The organism is Paenibacillus sp. GbtcB18, assembly GCF_019091125.1.
Taxonomy (GTDB): domain Bacteria; phylum Bacillota; class Bacilli; order Paenibacillales; family NBRC-103111; genus Paenibacillus_F; species Paenibacillus_F chitinolyticus.
Genome location: NZ_JAGXJX010000011.1, coordinates 78,251 through 100,342, shown reverse-complemented (window position 1 = coordinate 100,342; position 22,092 = coordinate 78,251). Strand labels below are relative to the sequence as shown.

At 54.6% G+C, this 22,092-nt stretch carries 21 protein-coding genes; 6 read left to right on the top strand and 15 right to left on the bottom strand.

Annotated features, from left to right (window positions below):
- Positions 1-75: 75 nt before the first annotated feature.
- The 12 genes from KVT34_RS25535 to KVT34_RS25480 all read right to left on the bottom strand — a co-directional run bounded on the left by KVT34_RS25535 (position 76) and on the right by KVT34_RS25480 (position 13,459).
- Entirely contained in the window at positions 76-624 is a 549-nt protein-coding gene (locus tag KVT34_RS25535) for a peroxiredoxin (protein WP_217562373.1), read from the bottom strand.
- Between the two features lie 305 nt (positions 625-929).
- Positions 930-2,009 (bottom strand): 3-isopropylmalate dehydrogenase, encoded by a 1,080-nt coding sequence (gene leuB, locus KVT34_RS25530; protein ID WP_103994369.1) that lies wholly within the window; start codon positions 2,007-2,009, stop codon positions 930-932.
- A 310-nt stretch (positions 2,010-2,319) separates the two neighbouring features.
- Positions 2,320-3,525 carry an aminotransferase-like domain-containing protein gene (locus tag KVT34_RS25525; RefSeq protein WP_217562371.1) on the bottom strand — a complete coding sequence of 402 codons (1,206 nt, stop codon included), beginning with the start codon at positions 3,523-3,525 and terminating at the stop codon, positions 2,320-2,322.
- A gap of 67 nt (positions 3,526-3,592) precedes the next feature.
- Positions 3,593-5,140, bottom strand: coding sequence for a 2-isopropylmalate synthase (locus KVT34_RS25520; RefSeq protein ID WP_217562369.1), 1,548 nt, complete (start codon positions 5,138-5,140; stop codon positions 3,593-3,595).
- Between the two features lie 50 nt (positions 5,141-5,190).
- A complete protein-coding gene (gene ilvC, locus KVT34_RS25515; protein ID WP_009672081.1) occupies positions 5,191-6,183 on the bottom strand; it encodes a ketol-acid reductoisomerase in 993 nt (330 codons plus the stop codon).
- Positions 6,184-6,404: 221 nt separating this feature from the next.
- Positions 6,405-6,893, bottom strand: a complete 489-nt coding sequence (ilvN, locus tag KVT34_RS25510; protein WP_042229780.1) for an acetolactate synthase small subunit — start codon at positions 6,891-6,893, stop codon at positions 6,405-6,407.
- 1 nt (position 6,894) lies between these two features.
- Positions 6,895-8,637, bottom strand: a complete 1,743-nt coding sequence (ilvB, locus tag KVT34_RS25505; protein ID WP_217562368.1) for a biosynthetic-type acetolactate synthase large subunit — start codon at positions 8,635-8,637, stop codon at positions 6,895-6,897.
- 565 nt (positions 8,638-9,202) lie between these two features.
- Complete coding sequence (gene rplT / locus KVT34_RS25500; protein WP_009672035.1) at positions 9,203-9,562, bottom strand: 50S ribosomal protein L20; 360 nt, start codon at positions 9,560-9,562, stop codon at positions 9,203-9,205.
- Between the two features lie 44 nt (positions 9,563-9,606).
- The gene (gene rpmI / locus KVT34_RS25495; RefSeq protein ID WP_009672104.1) at positions 9,607-9,807 is read right to left on the bottom strand and encodes a 50S ribosomal protein L35; all 201 of its coding nucleotides are present in this window, start codon (positions 9,805-9,807) and stop codon (positions 9,607-9,609) included.
- Positions 9,808-9,866: 59 nt separating this feature from the next.
- Positions 9,867-10,367 carry a translation initiation factor IF-3 gene (infC, locus tag KVT34_RS25490; RefSeq protein ID WP_217562506.1) on the bottom strand — a complete coding sequence of 167 codons (501 nt, stop codon included), beginning with the start codon at positions 10,365-10,367 and terminating at the stop codon, positions 9,867-9,869.
- Positions 10,368-10,644: 277 nt separating this feature from the next.
- A complete protein-coding gene (locus KVT34_RS25485) occupies positions 10,645-11,874 on the bottom strand; it encodes a glycosyltransferase family 2 protein (RefSeq protein WP_217562366.1) in 1,230 nt (409 codons plus the stop codon).
- A 412-nt stretch (positions 11,875-12,286) separates the two neighbouring features.
- Positions 12,287-13,459: a glycosyltransferase family 4 protein gene (locus tag KVT34_RS25480; protein WP_217562364.1), complete on the bottom strand. Its 1,173-nt coding sequence runs from the start codon at positions 13,457-13,459 to the stop codon at positions 12,287-12,289.
- 339 nt (positions 13,460-13,798) lie between these two features.
- Here KVT34_RS25480 and KVT34_RS25475 point away from each other — a divergent pair, with 339 nt between their 5' ends.
- A complete protein-coding gene (locus KVT34_RS25475; RefSeq protein ID WP_217562362.1) occupies positions 13,799-14,326 on the top strand; it encodes a phosphatase PAP2 family protein in 528 nt (175 codons plus the stop codon).
- Positions 14,327-14,381: 55 nt separating this feature from the next.
- Positions 14,382-15,518 carry an MGDG synthase family glycosyltransferase gene (locus KVT34_RS25470; RefSeq protein ID WP_217562360.1) on the top strand — a complete coding sequence of 379 codons (1,137 nt, stop codon included), beginning with the start codon at positions 14,382-14,384 and terminating at the stop codon, positions 15,516-15,518.
- Here the strand turns inward: KVT34_RS25470 and trmB are convergent.
- Both trmB and KVT34_RS25460 read right to left on the bottom strand, forming a co-directional pair.
- Complete coding sequence (gene trmB, locus KVT34_RS25465) at positions 15,515-16,246, bottom strand: tRNA (guanosine(46)-N7)-methyltransferase TrmB (protein WP_042229790.1); 732 nt, start codon at positions 16,244-16,246, stop codon at positions 15,515-15,517. The two genes, KVT34_RS25470 and trmB, sit on opposite strands and share 4 nt — an antisense overlap.
- A gap of 345 nt (positions 16,247-16,591) precedes the next feature.
- Positions 16,592-17,188: a WGxxGxxG-CTERM domain-containing protein gene (locus KVT34_RS25460; protein WP_217562358.1), complete on the bottom strand. Its 597-nt coding sequence runs from the start codon at positions 17,186-17,188 to the stop codon at positions 16,592-16,594.
- Between the two features lie 159 nt (positions 17,189-17,347).
- Here KVT34_RS25460 and mnmL point away from each other — a divergent pair, with 159 nt between their 5' ends.
- From mnmL to KVT34_RS25445, 3 genes are read left to right on the top strand one after another with little or no spacing between them, the layout of a single operon-like run.
- Positions 17,348-18,316, top strand: a complete 969-nt coding sequence (mnmL, locus tag KVT34_RS25455; protein WP_217562356.1) for a tRNA modification radical SAM protein MnmL/YtqA — start codon at positions 17,348-17,350, stop codon at positions 18,314-18,316.
- A 12-nt stretch (positions 18,317-18,328) separates the two neighbouring features.
- Positions 18,329-18,934 (top strand): tRNA 5-(aminomethyl)-2-thiouridylate-methyltransferase MnmM, encoded by a 606-nt coding sequence (mnmM, locus tag KVT34_RS25450; RefSeq protein WP_217562354.1) that lies wholly within the window; start codon positions 18,329-18,331, stop codon positions 18,932-18,934.
- On the top strand, positions 18,931-19,896 hold the full coding sequence (locus tag KVT34_RS25445; protein ID WP_217562352.1) for a type I phosphomannose isomerase catalytic subunit: 966 nt from the start codon (positions 18,931-18,933) through the stop codon (positions 19,894-19,896). The genes mnmM and KVT34_RS25445 overlap by 4 nt, the downstream gene beginning before the upstream one ends.
- Before the next feature lie 125 nt (positions 19,897-20,021).
- Here the strand turns inward: KVT34_RS25445 and KVT34_RS25440 are convergent, their stop codons facing one another.
- Positions 20,022-20,831: a Cof-type HAD-IIB family hydrolase gene (locus KVT34_RS25440; protein WP_217562350.1), complete on the bottom strand. Its 810-nt coding sequence runs from the start codon at positions 20,829-20,831 to the stop codon at positions 20,022-20,024.
- Between the two features lie 237 nt (positions 20,832-21,068).
- On the opposite strand from KVT34_RS25440, the gene KVT34_RS25435 reads away from it, so the two are divergent.
- Complete coding sequence (locus tag KVT34_RS25435; RefSeq protein WP_217562348.1) at positions 21,069-22,046, top strand: LacI family DNA-binding transcriptional regulator; 978 nt, start codon at positions 21,069-21,071, stop codon at positions 22,044-22,046.
- Positions 22,047-22,092: the final 46 nt, after the last annotated feature.

Sequence of the window (22,092 nt, the reverse complement as noted above, 5' to 3'; positions counted from 1 at the left end):
CTCAATCGTAACAAAAGCTCCCCGCCCGCCGCCGTTAAGCGGAGAGTGAGGAGCTCCTATAATCAGTCCGTCAACTTACTTTACGGACAGGTTTTTGTCGCCAGGTTTCCAGTTCATCGGGCACAGGCCGCCGGACTGAAGAGCTTGCAGAACGCGAAGAGTTTCTTCTACGCTGCGACCTACGTCGTTGTGGTTAACGACTTGGTATTTCAGTTCGCCTTCCGGATCGATGATGAACAGGCCGCGCAGAGCTACGCCTTCTTCTTCGATCAGGACGCCGTAGTCGCGAGCTACGGATTTCGTCAGGTCAGCTGCCAGAGGGAAGTTCAACTTGCCCAGGCCGTTGTCCTCGCGAGCGGTGTTGATCCATGCACGGTGAGAGTGTTTGCTGTCCACAGAAACACCGAGAACTTCGGTTTTCAGATCCTTGAAAGTGGAAGCAGCTTCACTAAGCGCCGTAATTTCAGTCGGGCATACGAAAGTGAAATCAAGAGGATAGAAGAAAAGTACCAACCATTTGCCTTTGTAATCGGAAAGAGACGCTGTTCCAAAATCCGTTCCGTCTCCAAGTGCAGTTTCCATAGTGAAATCCGGAGCCGGTTTACCTACCAAACGTTCTGCCATGTCAAAAATTCCTCCTTTGATCTATTCCTTGTCGAATAATAAAATGGTATCATTCGCCCAAAAGAAAGTCAAGATTATAAAGTCTATTAAATAATAATTATTATAAAAATATGACCAATGTGCGAACATTTGCTGCCATTACGGCCTTCCGCTTCTTGATTTTTGTTCGCTAACGCGAAGATTTCAAACGAATCTCTACTATTATAATAGTGCGCATTTTGCATCCCGCCGCCTACATCTTTTCTTCACAAAAGAAAACACGCAGAAAGCAAATTCTCTTCTGCGTGTCGGTGTCAGGCATTCTTTTATTTACGGATGGCCGCGACGATCAGGTCGCCCATTTCTTTCGTGCCGATCGCTTTCGACTTATCGACCGCGATATCGCCCGTGCGGTGGCCCGCATCAAGCACTTCCTTCACGGCACGCTCGATCGCGTCCGCCGCTTCGTGGTAACCGAACGTCAGGCGGAACATCAGCGCTACCGAGAGGATTGTCGCGATCGGGTTGGAAATCCCTTGACCCGCGATATCCGGTGCGGAGCCGTGTACCGGCTCGTACAGGCCGAAGCTGCCTTCGCCCAGCGAGGCGGACGAGAGCATGCCGATCGATCCGGTCAGCATCGCCGCTTCGTCGCTCAGGATGTCTCCGAACATGTTCTCGGTGACGATCACGTCGAAGCTGGAAGGACGGCGCAGAAGCTGCATCGCGCAGTTGTCGACGAGCACGTGCTCAAGTTCGACATCCGGGTAATCCGCGGAAATGCGGATAACCGTCTCTCTCCACAATCGGGAAGTCTCCAGCACGTTCGCCTTGTCGACCGAAGCCAGCTTCTTGCTGCGGGTGCGGGCGATTTCGAACGCCTGGCGTGCGATGCGTTCCACTTCGCTTACGTTGTAAGCGCAGGTATCGACCGCTTCTTGTCCGTTCTCTGTCTCGCGGCGGAATTTCTCGCCGAAGTAAATGCCTCCTGTCAGCTCGCGGACCACGATAAGATCCGTACCGTCAAGCACTTCCGGCTTGAGAGTGGACGCGTCCTTCAGGCAGTCGAACACGACAGCCGGGCGGATGTTCGAGAACAAGCCGAGCGCTTTGCGAATACCGAGGAGACCCGTTTCCGGACGAAGCTCCTTCGGATTGTTGTCCCACTTCGGACCGCCTACGGCTCCGAGCAGTACCGCGTCCGCGCGCTGGCACAGTTCCAGCGTTTCCTGCGGCAGCGGCGTGCCTTTCTCGTCGATGGCGATTCCGCCGAACAAGCCATGCTCCGTCTCAAAGCGATGACCGAAAAGCTCCTCGGTTTTCTTGAGAACTTTCTCCGCTTCCGCAACGACTTCCGGGCCGATACCATCCCCCGCGATGACGGCGATTTTTTTCACGTCTGACATGTTCGTTCACTCCTTTGGATTGTCCGTAGCTGACAGGGCCGTGCTAATCCGATCCCTACTGCATCTCTACTTTCAGTTTTAACACATTTGGTAACGGATGACTAAGATATAAAAGCTATCAGTTTCATAGGTAAAACCTATAAATATCTTTTTGAGAAACCTCATCCTCTTTTTCACTCCATGACCCCATCCTCTCTTTCACCTTTCCTGTCGCGGCCTTAACGATATAAAAAAAAGACCCCGCACCGGTTTTATCTGACTCTAACGCTCAGACATAACCCGGCAGGGTCTCCTGTAACTCTTCAAAAAATTACACCCTCGGGGCAGCCGCCAGCAAAGGCTGCAGAACGGCATCCAGGCGGTCGAGGCCCAGCCTGATCTCCGCTTCTCCCGCGTGCGTGTAATTCAGCCGCATCGTGTTGCGCTCCGGCTCGTCGGCGAAGAAAGAAACACCGGGCACGAAGGCCACTCCCTGCTGGACGGCGGCGGCCAGCAGCACCTGCGTGTCAATGTGCGCCGGAAGCTCCAGCCACAGGAACATGCCGCCCTGCGGATCGTTCCAGTGGACGCCCGGCCAGTTCTTCTCCTGAAGCACCTGCACCATGGTGCGCATCCGCTTCTCGTACTCAACCGAGATCAGCCCGATATGGGCATCCATATCAAACTGCTCCATCAGTTGGTACAGCGTCATCTGATCGATGGTGCTCGAGTGCAGATCCGCCGCCTGCTTGGCCTGGGCCATGCTGCGGATAACGGAGCGGTCGCCCATGACCCAGCCGGTGCGCAGTGCGGGCGCCACGATTTTGGAGAACGTGCTCGTGTACACGACGCAGCTTCCCTCCGGGTGCTGATCGAGCGAGAAGATAGACGGCATGATTTCGGTCGTGCCGAATTTCAGCTCGCCGTAGGGATCGTCCTCAAGGATGAGCACATCGTTCTGACGGCAGGCCGCCAGAAGGCCTTGACGGCGTTCCAGACTCCACACACGGCCCGCCGGGTTGGAGAAGCTCGGATTCACATACACCATCTTCGGCCGGTGCTGTTTGATTTGAACGGCGAGATCCTCCAAATCCATCCCGTGCCGGTCGCTCCGGACCGACACGATTTTGGCGCCGCGCGCCTGGAATACCTGAATGGCCGCGAGATAGGTCGGACGCTCGACAAGAATAACGTCGCCTTCGTCGATATAGACGCGGGTAAGCAGATCAATCGACTGCTGGGAGCCCGTCGTCAGCAGCATATCGTCCGGCGTAACCTTCATGCCTTTCGTTGCCATGCGGTTGCAGATGCTCTGGCGCAGCGGAGTGTAGCCTTCCGTCAACCCGTACTGCAGGGCGGACTTGCCGCCTTCCATGACTCTTCCGATCGCTTCTTTGACGGCTTCTACCGGAAAAAATTCCTCCGCCGGAAGGCCCCCGGCAAAAGAGATGATGGACTTGCCCTGCGTAAGTTTGAGGATTTCACGTACAGCGGAGGAGGAAAAAGCCTCCAATGTTTTTGAGAACCGATAATTCATGGTGCCGCCCCTTTCGTGTTAACAAAACACCTCACTTCCGCGCTCGGCGGGAGTGAGGTGCTGCGTATTAAATCAACGTGACATTGCTGCGTTTGGCAGTCGGTGTTTTGCGCTTTTCGATCAGACGGTTCAAGGCATCGATATAGGCTTTGGCACTTGCCTCCAGAATATCCGTGGAAATTCCGCGGCCCTGTACGGAAACGCCTTTTTGGCCCAAAATGACATGAACTTCGCCGAGAGCGTCCTTGCCGTAGGAAACCGATTTGATCGTGTAATCCTCCAGCTCCACTTCCTCGCCGGTCGTTTTATCGATTGCGTTGTAGATGGCATCTACGGAACCGTTGCCGTCTGCCGATTCTTGCAGCACTTTGCCGTCCTCGGCATGAATACGCACCGAAGCGTTCGGAACGGCTTGGTTGCTGTAGGATACCTGCAGGGAATCCAGCACATATACTTCCGGCGTGCTGACCAGCTTCTCTTCGAGAAGAGCGCGGATGTCATCATCCAGCACGTTCTTCTTCTTGTCAGCCAGATCCTTGAATTTAGCGAACGCCGCGTTCACCTGCTCGTCGACGAGGTCGTACCCCATATCGACGAGCTTCTCGCGGAACGCGTGGCGGCCGGAATGCTTGCCGAGTACGAGCTTGCTTTCCTTGAGACCGATCGTCTCCGGAGACATGATCTCGTACGTCGTCTTCTCCTTCAGCATGCCATCCTGGTGGATACCCGATTCATGCGCGAAGGCATTGGCGCCGACGATCGCTTTATTGCCCGGCACATCCATGCCCGTCAATTTGCTGACGAGACGGCTTGTGCGGTAGATTTCGGAAAGCACCAGGGATGTCTTCGCCTGAAAGAACTCCTGGCGGGTTTCCAGCGCCATGGCGACTTCCTCGATCGACGTATTGCCGGCACGCTCGCCGATTCCGTTGATGGTGCCTTCGATTTGATCGGCACCGTTCAGAACCGCCGCCAGCGCGTTGGCCGTAGCCATGCCGAGGTCATCGTGACAGTGGGCGCTGAGCTGGATTTTCTCGATGCCCGGCACGTTTTCTTTCAGCGTTTTGAAAATGTTCCCGAATTCGCTCGGATTCAGAAATCCGACCGTATCCGGAATATTCACCACGGTAGCGCCTGCGCGGATCGCCATCTCGGTTACTTCGCAGAGGAAGTCGAGCTCGGTCCGTCCGGCATCTTCGGGGGAAAATTCGATTTTATCGAAATATTTTTTCGCATAGCGGATAGCGGCTTCAGCCGTCTCCAGCACCTGCTGCTTCTCCATCCGCAGCTTATGCTTGCGGTGAATCGGCGAAGTGGCCAAGAACAAATGCAGGCAAGGATCCTGAGCGTGCCTCAGTGCTTCGCGCGCCGCATCGATATCCTGTTCCCGTGAGCGGGAAAGACCGATAATCGTTGCGTTTCTCACGGCGCGGGCGACGGAAGAGACTCCTTCCAGATCTCCCGGAGAGGCGGCCGGAAACCCGGCCTCGATCCGGTCAACGCCCAGCTTCTCAAGCTGAAGCGCAATTTCGACCTTCTCCTGCATGTTGAGATTGACCCCCGGTGACTGTTCTCCGTCCCGGAGCGTCGTATCAAACACATAGATTTTTCTCACTTGCGTTCACCTCCTGAAGCTTGAGTTTTGGTTATCTATTCGGGCTCCGCTTACTTCTTGATCCAGTGCATCAGTTCACGCAGCTGGGAACCGACTTGCTCCAGCGGGTGCTCGGCTTCGTTTCTGCGTGTCGCGTTCATGAACGCGTTGTTGGATTGGTTCTCAAGGATGAAGTCGCGTGCGAATTTACCTTGTTGGATATCCGTCAGCACGTCTTTCATCGCTTTTTTCGTTTCAGCCGTGATGATGCGAGGGCCCGTTACATAGTCGCCGTACTCCGCCGTGTTGGAGATGGAGCTGCGCATGGAAGACAGACCGCCTTCATACATCATATCAACGATCAGCTTCAGTTCGTGCAGGCACTCGAAGTAAGCCATTTCAGGCGCATAACCTGCTTCAACCAGCGTTTCAAAACCGGCTTTAACGAGCTCGCTTGCACCGCCGCAAAGAACGGCTTGCTCACCGAACAGATCCGTTTCGGTTTCTTCTTTGAAGGTTGTTTCGATAACTCCCGCGCGTGTACAGCCGATACCTTTGGCATAAGCGAGACCGATTTGCTTCGCGTTGCCGGTTGCGTCCTGCTCGATCGCGATCAGGCCGGGAACGCCGAAACCTTCCACATACGTACGGCGAACCATGTGGCCCGGGGATTTTGGCGCTACGAGGAATACGTCTGCGTCTGCAGGCGCTTTAATTTGTCCGAAGTGAATGTTGAAGCCGTGGGAGAACATGAGCGCTACGCCTTTTTTCATGTTCGGCTCGATCGCTTCTTTGTATACGCGTGCTTGCGTTTCGTCCGGCATAAGGATTTGGATCACGTCTGCGCGTGCAGCCGCTTCTTCAACCGTGAATACTTCGAAACCATCGTTTTGCGCCGTGTTCCAGGATTTACCTTGGCGAAGACCGATGATTACATTCAGTCCGCTGTCGCGAAGGTTTTGCGCTTGAGCGTGACCTTGGGAACCGTAACCTACGATTGCGATCGTTTTGCCTTGAAGGGATGCGAAGTCTGCGTCTTTTTCATAGTACATAGTAGCTGCCATTGGATAATATCCTCCTTAAATTAAATAACCGTGTATGATTTCCCCATTGAATGGGCCTTTCAGCTTTCAACCGTCAATGAATTACTGATTTGCAGCAGCAAAGAGTTAAGGGCTGAAAGTCCCATTCAAGGGGACTTAGCTGATGAATCGGCTTTTCTGATTTCCGTAAAGAACGAAGAATGAAGGTAGTAGGTTAAAAAGTCCGGCGGTATCGGGCCGCTTTACTTGATAGCGCCACGGATCATCGCCGTAACTCCCGTTCTGGAAAGCTCGCGTATTCCGTAAGGACGGAGCAGTTCAATCATCGCGTCGATTTTCTCGGAGTCGCCGATTGTCTGGACAATTAGGGAGCTTGGACCGATATCGACTACAGCGGCCCGGAACGTCTCTACGATGCCGAGAATCTCAGGGCGCTGGGCGGGCTCCGAATTGACCTTGATCAAAGCGAGCTCCCGGGCGACCATCGGATTTTTGCTGAGATCGATTACTTTGATCACATCGATCAATTTGTACAGCTGCTTAGAAATCTGCTCCAGCGTATTGTCGTCGCCTTCGGTGACGATCACCATCCGGGAGAGTCCGACTTCTTCGGACTCTCCCACAGTGATGCTTTCGATGTTGTATCCTCTGCGGCCGAACAAGCCGGATACCCGCTGGAGGACGCCGGGCTGATTGTTAACCAGAATGGATATGGTGTGTTTCGTGATCATATTAGTCGTCCTCCCCCATCAACATCTCGCTGATCGTGCTGCCTTGCGTGACCATCGGGAACACATTCTCGTGCTTGGCAACCACGAAATCGATTAGAACCGGCCCCGGAGTATCCAAAGCTTCCTGCCAAGCCTTTTGGGCTTCCTCTTTGTTCGTGGCTCGCAGACCTTTCACGCCGTATGCCTCCGCCAGTTTGACGAAGTCCGGGCTTCCTGCCAGGTCGATGTGGCTGTAGCGATTGTCGTAAATAATTTCCTGCCACTGCCGGACCATGCCGAGCACCTGATTGTTGATGACAACGATTTTGACCGGAATGTTGTTAATGGCGCAGATGGCAAGTTCCTGGGAACACATCTGCATGCCGCCGTCTCCGTTGATCGAGACGACCAGCTTATCCGGATTACCCATTTGCGCTCCGATGGCGGAAGGGAAACCGAAGCCCATCGTGCCCAGGCCGCCCGAGGAGATCCAGGAGCGCGGATGCTGGAATTTATAGTACTGGGCTACCCACATTTGATGCTGGCCGACATCCGTCGTCACGATCGCTTCGCCTTTGGTCGTTTCGTTGATCATTTCGATCACGTACTGCGGCTTGAGCACCGTGTCGGAGTCTTTATACTTCAGCGGGAAGTTCCGCTTGCTCTCTTGAAGCCGTTCGATCCATTTCTCCGACTTGGCCGGCTTCGCTTTCGTGTTGGCGTATTCCAGCACGGAGCGGATATCGCCGACAACCGGAATGTCCGTCTTCACGTTCTTGCCGATCTCGGCGGGGTCGATGTCGATGTGGGCGATTTTCTTCGCTTTCGGCGCGAAGCCGTCCAGCTTCATCGTCACCCGGTCGTCGAAGCGGGAGCCGATCGAGATCAGCAGATCCGCATTCTGGATCGCCTGGTTTGCCGTGTACGTGCCGTGCATGCCGGGCATTCCCACCCACAGTTCGTGAGCGCTTGGGAATCCGCCAAGACCGAGAAGCGTCGTCGTGACCGGAATCCGCGTCTTGTTGATAAACTCCAGCAGCTCTTTGGATGCGTTGGAGTAAACGACTCCGCCGCCGGCGATGATAAGCGGCTGCTCCGCCTCTTCGATCGCCTTGATCAGCTTCTCTACCTGCAGCTTGTTCGGATGAACCGTCGGGTTGTACCCGCGGATGTTAACTTCGCTTGCCGGGTGGAACATGGCCGTCTGTGCCGATACGTCCTTCGGAATATCGATCAGTACCGGGCCTTTGCGTCCTGTATTTGCAATGAAGAAGGCCTCGTGAATGATCCGCGGCAGGTCGTTCACATCGCGTACCAGGTAGCTGTGCTTCGTAATCGGCATCGTGATTCCCGTGATATCCGCTTCCTGGAAAGCATCCGTACCAATCGCCGTCGTCGCCACGTTGCCGGTGATGACAACGAGCGGTACGGAGTCCATGAACGCCGTTGCGATTCCGGTTACCAGGTTGGTTGCCCCCGGCCCCGACGTCGCGATGCAAACTCCCACGTTGCCAGTCGATCTCGCATAACCGTCCGCCGCATGAATCGCGCCTTGCTCGTGCCGCGTCAGCAGGTGGTTAAAATCGGAGAATCCATGCATGGCGTCGTAAATATAAAGTACCGAGCCTCCGGGATAACCGAAGACGCATTCCACACCTTCGAGCACCAGGCTCCGCAGCAAGATTTCCGAACCGTTAATCAGTTCCGGCTTGCGCATCGCTTCCATCAATTCCTCTTTAGACCTTTTGGCTGTCCCCACATTCATGAGAATCCTCCTCTCGTTTCTTTTCCATTTTTTTAAAATCAACGCATGGCAGCATGCAAAAAACCCCAATCCTCCCGGCGCCGGATTTCCGGCGTCATACGGGACGAAAGGGGTTTGAATTCTTCCGTGGTACCACCCTAGTTTGTCGTGCGCCTCGCGGCACAGGACCTTAACAGGTTACATTATGTCAGACATAATGCACACTTGGCACGGTAACGTGTGCCGCTCCGATTCTCCCTAATCACCAAGCGTTAAGGCTTAACCAGCCCGCTTGCTTTTCAGGAAAACAGCTCCGAGGTGAGCTCGTACAAAGGGATTATGGCGATGGTTTCAGCGTTTCCGATCGCTCTCTGAGCATAAGGGCCCTTATAACTTCGTCCTCTTCATAGCCGATTTCTGATGAGTCTTACAATTTAGAATATTGATTTAGAGATAATTATATGCACGCCGCTCCCTATAGTCAACAACTTTTCTTTAAAATAATTGTAAGACCCTTTTACAAGCTCTGACAAAAAAAGAATCGCCATGCGCAGTTATCACGCATGACGATTCGGAAAACGCCGGTTTAGGCGTTCACTTTTTGCTTGGCAGCCGTTGCAAGATCAGCGAAGCCTTTAGCATCGTTGACAGCCAGATCAGCCAGGATTTTACGGTTAACTTCGATACCGGCCAGTTTCAGACCATGCATCAGTTTGCTGTAGCTAAGTCCGTTTACGCGAGCAGCCGCGTTAATACGCACGATCCACAGTCTGCGGAAATCGCGTTTTTTCGTACGACGGTCACGGTATGCGTAAAGCAGGGATTTCATTACCTGCTCATTAGCTGTTTTAAACAGACGGTGTTTGGAACCGAAATAACCTTTTGCGAGTTTCAGAACTTTTTTATGACGACGACGGGATGTGAATCCGCCCTTGACTCTTGCCATAGTGATGACCTCCTAAACGATTTTGGGTAATGGAAACGAAGTGATTACTTAATTTGTGCAAGACCTTGCTTCAGGCGTCTAACATCGCCAGGAGCCATAACCGGGTTTGTAGCGAGTACGCGCTTTTGACGGCCGGATTTGCCGCTGAGCAGGTGGTTTCTGTAAGCTTTGTATCTTTTCACTTTACCGGTACCGGTAATTTTAAAACGGCCTTTCAAGCTGCTGTGGGTTTTCATCTTAGGCATCTGGAAGTCCTCCTCAAATAAAATTCATAGGCAGGGCGCGTTTGCACGCGCCCAGAAATTTAGGTTGTTGCTTTCGGTGTCAAGATCATGATCATGCTGCGTCCTTCGAGCTTAGGAGCGCGCTCCATGCTGGAGATCTCCTCGGTTTCGGCTGCAAGACGCTGCAGTACTTTTCTTCCGTTCTCGGCGTGAGCAATCTCACGGCCGCGGAAACGGACGGAAGCTTTCACTTTGTCACCGTCGTTCAAAAATTTAACCGCATTGCGCAGCTTCGTTTGGAAATCATGTTCGTCGATCGTAGCGCTCAGGCGAATTTCTTTGATGTCCACGATTTTCTGGTTCTTGCGGGCTTCTTTTTCTTTCTTCTGCATTTCGTAACGGTATTTCCCATAGTCCATGATGCGGCATACCGGCGGCTTAGCCGTTGGCGCTACGTTCACCAGATCCAAGTTGGCGTCAATCGCCATTTGGAGCGCTTCACGAATCGGTTTAATGCCGAGCTGTTCGCTGTCGGGCCCGATCAAACGGACTTCTTTCGCGCGAATCTCATCGTTAACCATGTGATCTTTACTAATATTCTCCACCTCCAACCATTGTTTCCAAGCTTGTTGCCAGGATATAAAAAGGGGATGCAGGCTAACAGCCCACATCCCCACGGTTCGTTTGTTCACAAAAAAACAAAACGTTGACGTTATTCATCGTAACCAGCCGACGGAATCGGTCAGGTGAGAAGCGGGCGCCTCTTCTTTCAAAGATATGCAGTTTTGCAATCACTCGTACTACTATACCACTCCGGAGAAGACAAGTCAACTATATTCTGCTCGAATCTCCCGTAAGTTAGCTGACCTGCTTGCTCTGCACTTCTTCCAGGCGGATAACACGCGTATGCTTCGTATGGCTCCACTGCTTGTTGTTCTGCGTGAAGAACGCGTATACGGTAATCGGCCACCAGGACAGCATGAAGATCGGATAAGCGATCAGGTACTTGTATGTTTTGCCGGACGCCTTCTCGATAAACAACGAGATCGGCAGCATCACATAAATCGAGATGGCCAAGACGTTGACAATCGGAGCCAATTCGTACAGATTCATGTCCGTTCCGCCCGGCACGATGGCTTTGATCCAAATCGCCACGCTCAGGATGGAACCGAAGAAATAGTTATATACGTTAGCCGAATAGAAAGCGGCGTCGATTTTGGTCCAGCTGCGCTCTTTAAGTCCCTGCCACAGAAGCGGGAACAGATAGCGGCGGCAGACGTCGAAGTGTCCCTGCATCCAGCGCAGGCGCTGTTTGACGGACGCTCTGAACGTCAGCGGCTTCTCGTCGTAGACTTTCGCGTAATAGTTCATCGTCGGCTTGATGCCAAGCTTGACGCAGCGCATCGAAAACTCAAGGTCTTCGACGAGGCTCGTCGCGCCCCAGCCGATCTGCTTCAGCAGGTTCGACTCAAAGCACATGCCTGTACCGCCAAGATAGTTGGCAAGGCCCAGATTCGTACGCGGAACCTGCCAGAAGCGGTTCGCGAAATAATACGAAATGGCGTAGGAAGCGGTAACCCAGGAATCGTTCGGATTCTTGGTGTCCAGATAAGCCTGGATCACTTTGGAGCCGCTGCACAGATCGTCGTTCATGTGACGCAGGTAGTCGTGACCGACCAGGTTGTCGGCGTCAAACATGACGACGGCGTCATACTGGCGCGGACGCTTCCACAGCTCTTTGAGCATCCATTCGATGGCGTACCCTTTGCCCCGCAGATTCGGGTTGTTGCGCTCGCACGCATACAGTCCGTGGCTGCGCACAATATCGGCGGTGCTGTCCGTACAGTTGTCGCAAATGACGAAAACGTCGTACAGCTCTTTCGGGTAGTCCAACTGCTTCAGGTTTTCGAGCAAGGCCCCTACTACTTCTTCTTCGTTATGCGCCGCTACCAGAACTGCGAATGATTTCTGCGGCGGATGCTGCGTTTTCTTTTTCGGACGCTTCCAGCCAAAGAATGTTAGAAACAACTGATAAGCCCCGAATAACACCAATACAATTTGCAAGACCAGCAAAATTGTATCCAGCATCGTAAACCCCCCTTTTAATGTTCACAACAAAGTCTGTTTTTATATTTATCGCTTTGTATGTAACCCATTTTGTTCCACTTGAAGCCATTGTAATCATTTTTTTGCGAAGCCAATGCAATCGTTCTTGATTGTGACGGGTTTCCATGCTTTTGTCAAAACCCTATTAATGGACTATTTGGTCGGTTCGAACATTTTAGCGCGAAAAGACCCCAGTAAAGTAATCGGCGCTCGTTCTCGTGTGCGATTGCGGCTTCTTCCCCCGGTTTTCTGCTTTTTTGTGACTTTGGCCTCTATAAAATTTCATGTTTGCCAGCCTTTTTTTAGTTTTAATTTGCGCGGGCCGGGCCGTCTGCTCCATTATAATCGAGCCGCAGAGCCAAAACAACTTGGACGGACTGTCCCGGCGCGGCGCTTACTTCACGATACCTGCCGCCCTTCGGGCTCCGCCGCCGGCGTCTCCCGCAACCTCCCTATAGCTTTCGTAGAGGGTTGCGAAAATTGAGTCCCAACTCCTGGTAAGCGCCTGCGAACGGCCCTCAAGCGCCAGTTTTCGACGCAGTTCGGGCGCTTCGTAAAGCCTCTGCACCGCCGCGGCCAAAGCGGACGCATCGTCAGGCGGACAAAGCAGGCCGGTATACCCATGCCTGACGTTATCCGCCACTCCGCCGGCGTTCACGCCGACGACGGCCGTTCCGGACGCCATCGCCTCCAGCACCACGTTGCCGAACGTTTCCGAGGCGGACGGGAACACGAATACGTCGGCGGCCCCGTAGAGCTCCGCCAGCTCCCTGCCCTCCACGAAGCCGCAGAAGCGTACGTCCGGGTACGGAGCAAGCCGCTTCTCCAGCTCCGCCCGCATGGGGCCGTCTCCCGCAAGGATCAGCGCGCACTTCGCGCGGAAAGCTTCGGGCAGACTGGCGAAGGCGCGCACCAGCGCATCCAAACCTTTTTCGGGCGCGAGGCGTCCTACATAAAGTAATACGAACTTGCCGGGCAAAAGGTTGTGCTTGTTCAAAACTTTTCGCCTGTCCGTATGAGGGCGGAATTCGGCGGTATCGATGCCCCGCCCCCATAATTCGATACCTGTCAGCCCTTTTGTATGAAGTATTCTACCGGTCGAAGGCGAGGGTACATATACTTTTACACAGTTTTGATGAAACCAAAGCAGATATTTCCAGAGCATCGGCTCCATCCATTGGAGGCGGTAATGCGTCAAATACTGGTCGAAATGCGTGTGATAGGAGGCGACCAGGGGGATGCGGTGCTTTTTTCCGTAGTGGAGGCCCGTCAGGCCGAGGTTAAACGGCGTCGCCAGATGGATGAGGGTCGGGCGGAATTCCTTAAGCATCCTGCCGACCAGCAGGGGATTGGGTATCGCCATTCTGCAATCCGGATACAATGAGAAAGGAATGCTGTAAAATCGTTCCACACTCCGGATGCCCGAAGTTCCGGCCTCTCCGGCCGCAGGCGCAAATACGCGGCACACCACACCGCGGGATTCGAGGTAGCGGACCCAGCGTCCCAGCGTTTTGGCGACCCCGTTGACATCGGGAAGAAACGTATCCGTAAATAACGCGACTCTCATAAGACAGCCCTCCGTTTCCACAGCTCGGATGACCTCCCGGAAGGTGCAATCCGCTGCGCTCCGGGAAGTTTCTCTTCTCGATTGTATAGGGCGTTTGTTAACGAGAGAGCTTTGAAAAATCATAACCCGGTTAATAACTTGTAAATATCCGGCGGCGAACTCCGTTGATACTGCGCTAACAAAATGCTTTTATACTGAAGGTGTCCGAAGGAATTCCTCGTCAAACTAAGAAACGAAGATAATCCATGAAAAATTAAACCTTTCTTAAGAATTAGCACTCGTTCTCCTTAAGAATTAACAGCTAAACTACCGTTAGCTATCAGGGAAGGAGGCATCATCATGAGCAAAGTCGTTCATTGGATGCACCGGCACGAAACACGCATGTTTCTCTATGTCAACCAGCGGTTCCGGCACACCATACTGGATGGTATTCTCGGGACGCTTACTCATCTCGGGGGAGCGACCGCAACCATTGCGGTCACACTGCTCCTGTCCCTATTCGGAAAAGGAGTCTGGCAAATTGCCGGCATTCAGGCGCTTGCCGCCCTTGCTATAAGCCATATTCCGGTAGCCATCGTCAAAAAGCTGTATCCCCGCAGACGCCCGTATCTGGTTGTGCCCAATACGAGAACCGGCCGAAACCCGCTTCAGGACCACAGCTTTCCGTCCGGACACACGACGGCCATTTTCTCCGTGATCGTCCCGTTCGTCGCCCACATGCCCGTTCTGGGTTTCGTCCTTATTCCGCTCGCCCTGCTGGTCGCTCTATCCCGCATGTACCTCGGGCTTCATTATCCCAGCGATTGCCTGGCCGGCGCGGTAATCGGCTCGGGAGCGGCGGCTGCCTCCGTTGCGCTGTGGCCTTGAATTGAGTATGGTAATAGGATGGAAATTCATGGATAAGAAGGAAAGGTGAATAAACTTGCGCAAAAAAAGAGTACTGCTGTTATCCGAAGGCTTCGGTGCCGGACATACCCAGGCCGCTTACGCCCTTTCCGAAAATATGCGGCAGCTGTATCCAGGCATCCAGACGCGCGTTCTGGAACTCGGCGCTTTCCTTCACCCAACATTAGCCAGATGGATTTTTTCCGCCTATCGTAAAACGCTTCATTCCCAGCCGAAATTATACGGAAAGCTTTATCGCTTCCAATACAAAAAATCATTGAATCCCATCACGCAAATGGCGCTTCACCGAATTTTTTACGCCCAGACGGCCCAGATCATCACCCAACTGCGTCCGGACGCCATCGTCTGCACGCACCCGTTCCCCAGCATCGTCGTATCCCGTCTTAAACGGGCCGGACTGTCTGTGCCTTTATGCACGGTCATAACGGACTATGACGTGCACGGCACCTGGATTTCGCCGGAAGTCAACAAATATCTCGTGTCTTCCGACAAAGTCAAAACCAAGCTGCTCCACCGCGGAGTGGCCGGCGACAAGATCGAAATCACCGGCATTCCGGTGCATCCCGGTTTCCGCCAGCCTCACGACAAGACGGAAATCCGCCGCCGGTTCGAGCTGGCCTCCATTCCTACGGTACTCGTCATGGGAGGGGGCTGGGGACTCATCGGAGGAGACACCGTGCTTGACGAAATGCTCCGCTGGCGCGACCGGGTCCAGCTTATTTTCTGCTTCGGCAGCAATCAGAAAGCATTGGCGAAATGCCAGGAGGACCCGCGGTTCCTTCATCCGCACGTGAAGCTGCTCGGCTTTACGAACGAAGTCGATAAGCTGATGGAAGTTTCGGATCTGCTGGTGACCAAGCCGGGCGGAATGACCTGCACCGAAGGCCTGGCCAAAGGTATTCCGATGCTCTTTCACAAGCCTATCCCGGGACAAGAAGAGGAAAATCTGCTGTTTTTCACGGAAAACGGCTTCGGGGAATCCATTTTGTCGGAAGAAACCATCCACTTGTGGTTCAAAGGGTTGTCGGAACGCGGAAACGAAATGCGGCGGATGCGGGAAGATATCCGGGAAAGCTGCCGCAATATGTTCCAGACGGACTACTCTCAAGTCATCATGACGCTTATACACAAAGAAGAACAGCAGTCCGTTTAGGACTGCTGTTCTTCTTGCAGGCGTTCCACGTGTTCGGCAAGAGCCCGGGACCCGAGCACTACTTCCACACGGTGTATATTCATGCCCTGCTTGGCAAATTTCGTTTCGTACTCCGTCATCACGTGATCCGGGTTAAACCCTTCCTCGAAACCGCCGTGCAGATCGAGGGAGATGTTCCGCATTCTCAAATCCAGATCCGCAAAAGAGTTCAACGAAAATTCGAACAAGGATCTGGAGTCCGTTTTGAAGTGAATTTCGCCGCGCTCGTTAAGCGCGTGTTTGTATTTATGGACGAAGCCCGCATGCGTCAGGCGGCGTCTGGCATGTTTCTTCTTGGGCCACGGATCGCTGAAATTCAGATAAATCCGCTCCAGTTCATTCTCGTCGAAAACTTCTTCCAGCCGTTCGATATTAAACAAAGCAAGCCGGATGTTCTCAAGCGATACATCCACGGCCGATTCCTCGATGCCGTGCGCGATCCGGACTTTCTCGCTCGCTCTGCGGATCAGTTCATCGTACATATCTACCCCGATGAAATTGATCCCTGGATTGCGCCGGCTCATTTCGCTGATGAACTGGCCTTTCCCCATCCCGAGCTCAACATGGATCGGATTGCCGTTTCCGAACACTTCCGCCCACTTTCCTTTATATAAAGCCGGTTCCAGAACAATGAGATCGCGCTGCTTCTCGATTGCTTCCCGGATTCCTTTTCTTCCTCTTAAACGCATTGCTTACCTCCCCTAATCCTTATCCGGTCCCCTACAGCTATTCCCTGAGGGATCACGGAAACATGCTTCAAATAATAGACGATTCCCCCGGAAAATGCAAAGGAAAATAAGCATCCGGCAAGCCCCGGAAACGTTCAAAATCAACGCTCTATCCACCCAAAAGCGTCAACGGTTAATCGAAACCGCCTCCGGTTCGCAGCGTACTTTGCGGCGCGCTTCGGCCGGCCCGGGCGTGGCAAGCAAAATTTGCGGCATCGGCCAGGATCGTGGCTTTTTTGGGGCAGCATATATTCCGAAGACGGGAAAGGACATCTCCCAAAGAGATGCCCTTCTGTTTCCCGTGGATTAACGGTTATGAATTTCGTTCTCTCTTTTGTTGCGTCCGCCCAGACCGGCCAGACCGATGAGGCCGAGAAGTCCAAGCCAACCCCAGTTCGTATTGTTGCGGGTCGTTCCGTACGTACGGTAAGTGGACGTGTCGTAAGCACCGCGGTTGTTGGTGCCCGTCGTGGTCATGCGGTCCATCATACGGTTGCCGTTGGTACCGACCGTACCGGTTGTTCCGTACGTGCCTGTAGTACCGTATGCGCCTGTGGTACCGTACGTGCCCGTGTTGGCGTTAGTGCCTGTGCCGTAGGCGTTCACGCCGTTGGCCGCACCGTTGACCGCACCGCTGACAGCTCCACCCACACCGCCGGTTACGGCGCCGGCTGCACCGGATACGACACCGCGGCCGGTGTTGTATGCCTGGTTAAGCTGGTTGCCGAGCGTACCGTTCGGGTTCGTACCGTTCATGGTTGTCCCCGGAGTCGTCGTGCCGGTCACCGTCGTGTTGGTCGTTCCTGTTGTCGAACTTGTTCCCAACGTGCTGGCGTGCGCGGCACCCACCGTAAGCATAGAAGTCAGGGCAACAGCAAGCGTAGCATAGCGAAGCTTTTTCATGGACAGTCCCCTTTCAAAGCAGTTGTTTTATTGCTCCCTTAGGATGTCCGGCCCGGGATGCTTTAAACGGGGTACATACTGGCAGAGGAAGGGGTGCATTCCCTTTTGTTTTGGGCTACAATAGGAAAAGTCAGATTGAAAAAGGAGTACTGAAACCTCATGAACGCACTTACAACCGAGCCTCTCCTGTGGGGGGATAAACGGTTTCATACATGGAATTACGAGATGCGCCGCCAGTTCGGCGAGAAGGTATTTAAAGTCATGCTGGACGCGGGTTTCACATGCCCGAATAGGGACGGCAAAATCGCTACCGGAGGCTGCACGTTCTGCAGCGCGAGAGGGTCCGGCGACTTTGCGGGGAGACGCCGCGACGACCTGGTGACGCAGTTTAACACGATCCGGGACCGCCAGCACCAGAAATGGCCGGACGCGAAGTACATCGGTTATTTTCAGGCCTACACCAACACTTACGCGCCCGTGGACGAACTCCGAGAGTATTACGAAGTCATTCTTCAGCAGCCCGGCGTTGTAGGGCTCTCCATCGCCACGCGGCCGGACTGCTTGCCCGACGATGTCGTGGAATATCTGGCCGAACTCAATGAGCGCACCTACCTATGGGTTGAAATGGGCCTTCAGACGATTCACGAAAGCACGTCGACCCTCATTAACCGGGCTCACGATACGCAGTGTTACACGGAAGCGGTCGCCAAGCTGAGAAAACACAACATCCGCACGTGTGCGCATATTATTTACGGACTGCCTCAGGAAACCGATGATATGATGATCGAGACCGGGAAAGCCGTCGCCGCCATGGATGTGCAGGGCATCAAAATCCATCTGCTCCACCTGATGCGCAAAACGCCGATGGTGAAGCAGTACGAAGCGGGCCTGCTGCGCTTCCTGGAGCAGGACGAATACATCAAGCTCATCGTCGATACGCTTGAACTGCTCCCGCCGGAAATGATCGTTCACCGGCTGACCGGCGATGCGCCGCGCGACCTGCTCATCGGCCCCATGTGGAGCCTGAAGAAATGGGAAGTGCTGAACGCGATCGACGCCGAGCTGAAACGCCGGGATACTTGGCAGGGGAAGCTGTGGACACCCGCCTCCCCCGCCGGACAGCTTTAAGCGGAGGCCGCCATGGGATTTCTCTCCATTCTGAGCTGCGCGCATAAATGGATCCAGGAACGTGTCCGCCCCGGCGATACGGTGATCGACGCCACCGTAGGCAACGGGGTGGACACCCTCTTCCTCGCCAGGCTCGTCGGCAGCCGCGGCCGCGTGTACGGCTTCGATATCCAGCCGCAGGCGCTGGAAACGGCCCGTATGCGGCTGGAACGCGAGCTGGACGGCTCCGGCGGTGCGCAGCGGGTCTCGCTTCTGCTGCGCAGCCATGCCGACATGGCGGCCGCCGTTCCGGGTGATTGCCTGGGACGGACGGCCGCCGTTATGTTCAACCTCGGGTATCTGCCCGGCGCAGATCCCGGGGTTATTACCGTGCCGGCTTCCACGCTGCCCGCTCTGGAAGCCGCGCTCCTTCTTCTGCGCGAAGGCGGCATCCTCACCATCGCCCTGTACCCGGGCCACGATGGCGGAGCTTCCGAAGCGCAGGCGGTCGAAAGCTGGGCCGCCGGGCTTCCCCAGGAGAAGTGGAGCGTGCTCTGCTACCGGTTTATCAACAGTGCGGCACGGTCGCCTTACCTGATTGGTATAGAGAAAAAGAAACCGAGAGGAGTACTGAAATGAAACCTTACCCGATTCATTTTCAACCCGATTTTAAACACCGTGTATGGGGCGGCCGCGCCCTGGAGGAATTCGGCTACGAGATTCCCGAAGGCCATGTCGGCGAAGGCTGGATGATCGCGGATCATGCGAACGGCACCTCTACCGTTACGAATGGAGAACTGAAAGGCCTCGGCCTGGACGAAGTCCGGGAAAAGCTGGGCGCCGAATGGTTCGGCGCGAAAGGCGCTTCCGCCGGAAACGGACGTTTTCCTCTGCTCGTCAAGCTGCTTGACTGCAACGACGACCTGTCCGTTCAGGTACACCCCGGCAATGACTACGAGAACCTCGCGCAGGGCGAGCTCGGAAAGACCGAGATGTGGTACGTGCTGGACGCTAAGCCCGGCGCCAAGATCATCTACGGGCTGAAGGACGGAATCACGCGTTCCGAATTCGAAGCCGCCGTTCAAGAGGACCGCATTCTGGACACCATGATGTCCGTGGAAGCCGAGAAGGGCGACAGCTTCTATATTCCTTCGGGTACGGTCCATGCGCTGGGTTCCGGCGTGCTCGTAGCGGAAATCCAGCAAAACTCGGATACGACTTACCGCCTGTACGACTATAACCGCCCCGGACTCGACGGCAAGCCGCGGGAGCTTCATATCGAAGACTCGCTGAATGTCATCGGCTTCGGTAAGGCCGGCGCCACTTTCATGAAAACGATGGACGCTGCGCCGAACGAATGGCTGGAGCTGGCCGCTTCCCCTTATTTCGTGGTGGAAAAAGGCGTCGTAACCGCTCCTTGGAACCTGTCCACAACGCCGGATAGTTTCACGCTGCTGATCGCCTGCGAAGGCAGCGGCTCGCTGGAATGGGCGGACGGCTCCCTCGCGATGAAGCCGGGCGACTGCTTCCTGCTGCCGGCCACGCTGGGCGGTTATACGCTAAGCGGCAGCCAGACGGTGCTGCGCTCTTATCTGCCTTAGATCCAAGGCAGTAGGCTCTTATTCTACAGATAGGCCCTGCGGCCGAATATAAAAAAGCCTTCTTCCCTTCGTGCCGAAGCACGTAAAGGAAGAAGGCTTTTTAACGTTGTAGGAGACGGGTTGTCTCAACGGGCATGCTCGCCCAGTTCTTCTAGGGCCTCTTCGGGAAGCAGGCCTACCCGGACGAGTCCCTTGAGGATGCCGTCTTCTGAGCACGAGGCGGTGATCAGATCGGCCGCGGCTTTCGCTTCGGGAGCCGCATTGCCCATCGCGATTCCCATTCCTGCGCTGGTAAGCATCTGTATATCGTTCAACCCGTCGCCAAAAGCGTAACAATTCTCGTTCGGAATTCCGACGGCTTTGAGCATTTCCTGAATGCCGATCGCTTTGGAGCTTCCGGCAGGCAAAACGTCAAGAGCATGCTCGTGCCAGCGGATGAACTGAAAATACGGATACCGCTCCGCGTACAGTTTCTCGGATTCGGCGTCGCAGAATAAATGTCCCTGAAAAACCGCAGAATGTTTGTAAAACTCCGCATCGGTTTCCGGACACGGAAGCTTGAGGTTGTCGTAGCTTTCCTTCACATGCGGATGCGAGCTGCTTACGCGGATCTCGGGGTGGCCGCAGTACGCCAGGGGATGGCCCTGCTCGTCCGCCGCTCGGACCAGTTCCGCCAGCTTCTCGGGATCCATCGGATTCGTATAAATTTCACGGCCTTCGAACAGCACGTACTGTCCGTTAATGGACACGTAGGACGTAATGCCGAGTTCTTCCCTTATGTCCTTAAACATGGACGGTACGCGCCCGGTCGCTATGGCCGTATACACGCCCCGTTCCTGCAGCAGCCTGACGGCTTTGCGGGTGGATGCGGGAATCTGTTTATTTTCATCCAGCAATGTTCCGTCGATATCAAAAAATACGATCGCTCTCTCCATCTCTCTGTACCCCTTCCGGTATAAGTTCGTTCTGAGATCTGCCGAGGTAACAAGGTCTTGATCGGAAGCCCTCCGCCTCGTCCGTAACGCCCCGGAGGTTACGCCGGACGAAAGACGTGAAGACTTGCAAATTAAGCGTAAAGTATGAAATGCTTTTCACGTCAAGTCTCTCTTCCGAAATTTTTGACGCGAATGATCGGGCTGCATTAAACTGAGGACAGAAAGGAGGCCGGACCTATGGCCAACATCAAGGACATTGCCAGACTGGCCGGAGTCTCCGTAGCGACCGTTTCCCGCGTGCTCAACGATCATCCTTACGTCAGCGAAGCCAAGCGCGCGGCTGTACAGGAAGTCGTACAACGCCTTAACTATTCCCGCAATGTGAATGCGGTTCATCTTATCACCGGCAAAACGAACATGGTCGGGGTCGTTATCCCCTATCTTAATCTGCCCTACTTCAACAGCATTATGGAAGGCATCGCGCAGGAGGCGCTGGAAGCCAATGTGCATCTCCTCGTCAGCCAGACCAACTATGCGGCGGATAAAGAAACCGAGCTGCTGAACATGCTGAAAATCAAACAAATCGACGGCCTGCTGATCTGTTCCCGTTCCCTGAAATGGGAAGTCATCGAGGCTTACTCGCAGTTCGGGCCGATCATTGCCTGCGAATATATCGAGAGCGACCGGATCTCGTCGGTCCATATCGACCATTATGGCAGCTTTCGGCTGGCTATGCAGCTTCTTCTGGAAAAAGGGCATACCCGCATCGGCTACTGCCTGGGACGGGGGCACAGCTTTAACAGCCGGAACCGGCGGCGCGCTTTTTCCGACGCCCTCTCTTCGGCGGGCGTTCCCGTCCGAGAGGAGTGGATGTTCTACCAGATCTACTCCATCGAAGACGGCGCGGAGGTAGTCCGCAGCATCCTGGATATGGAGGAGCGTCCGACCGCTCTACTCGTGGCGGGCGATCAGGTAGCCGCCGGCGTCATCAGCGAGGCGGTCAAAAACGGCCTCCGCGTCCCGGAGGATCTGGCGATCGTCTCTTTCGACAACCACCCGATTGCGCAGTTGTTCGATATCACCACGATCGACAACCGGCTCGTCGAAATCGGGCGTACGGCCTTCTCCCTGCTGCTGAAGCGGCTGCAGGACCCCGCCAGCCCCGTGGAACACCGGGAGCTGCCGTTCCGCCTCATTGAACGCGCGACCGTGTAGCGCTCGCTTCAAGCGTGCCGGACTTGGCATGGAGCCGAACGCATCG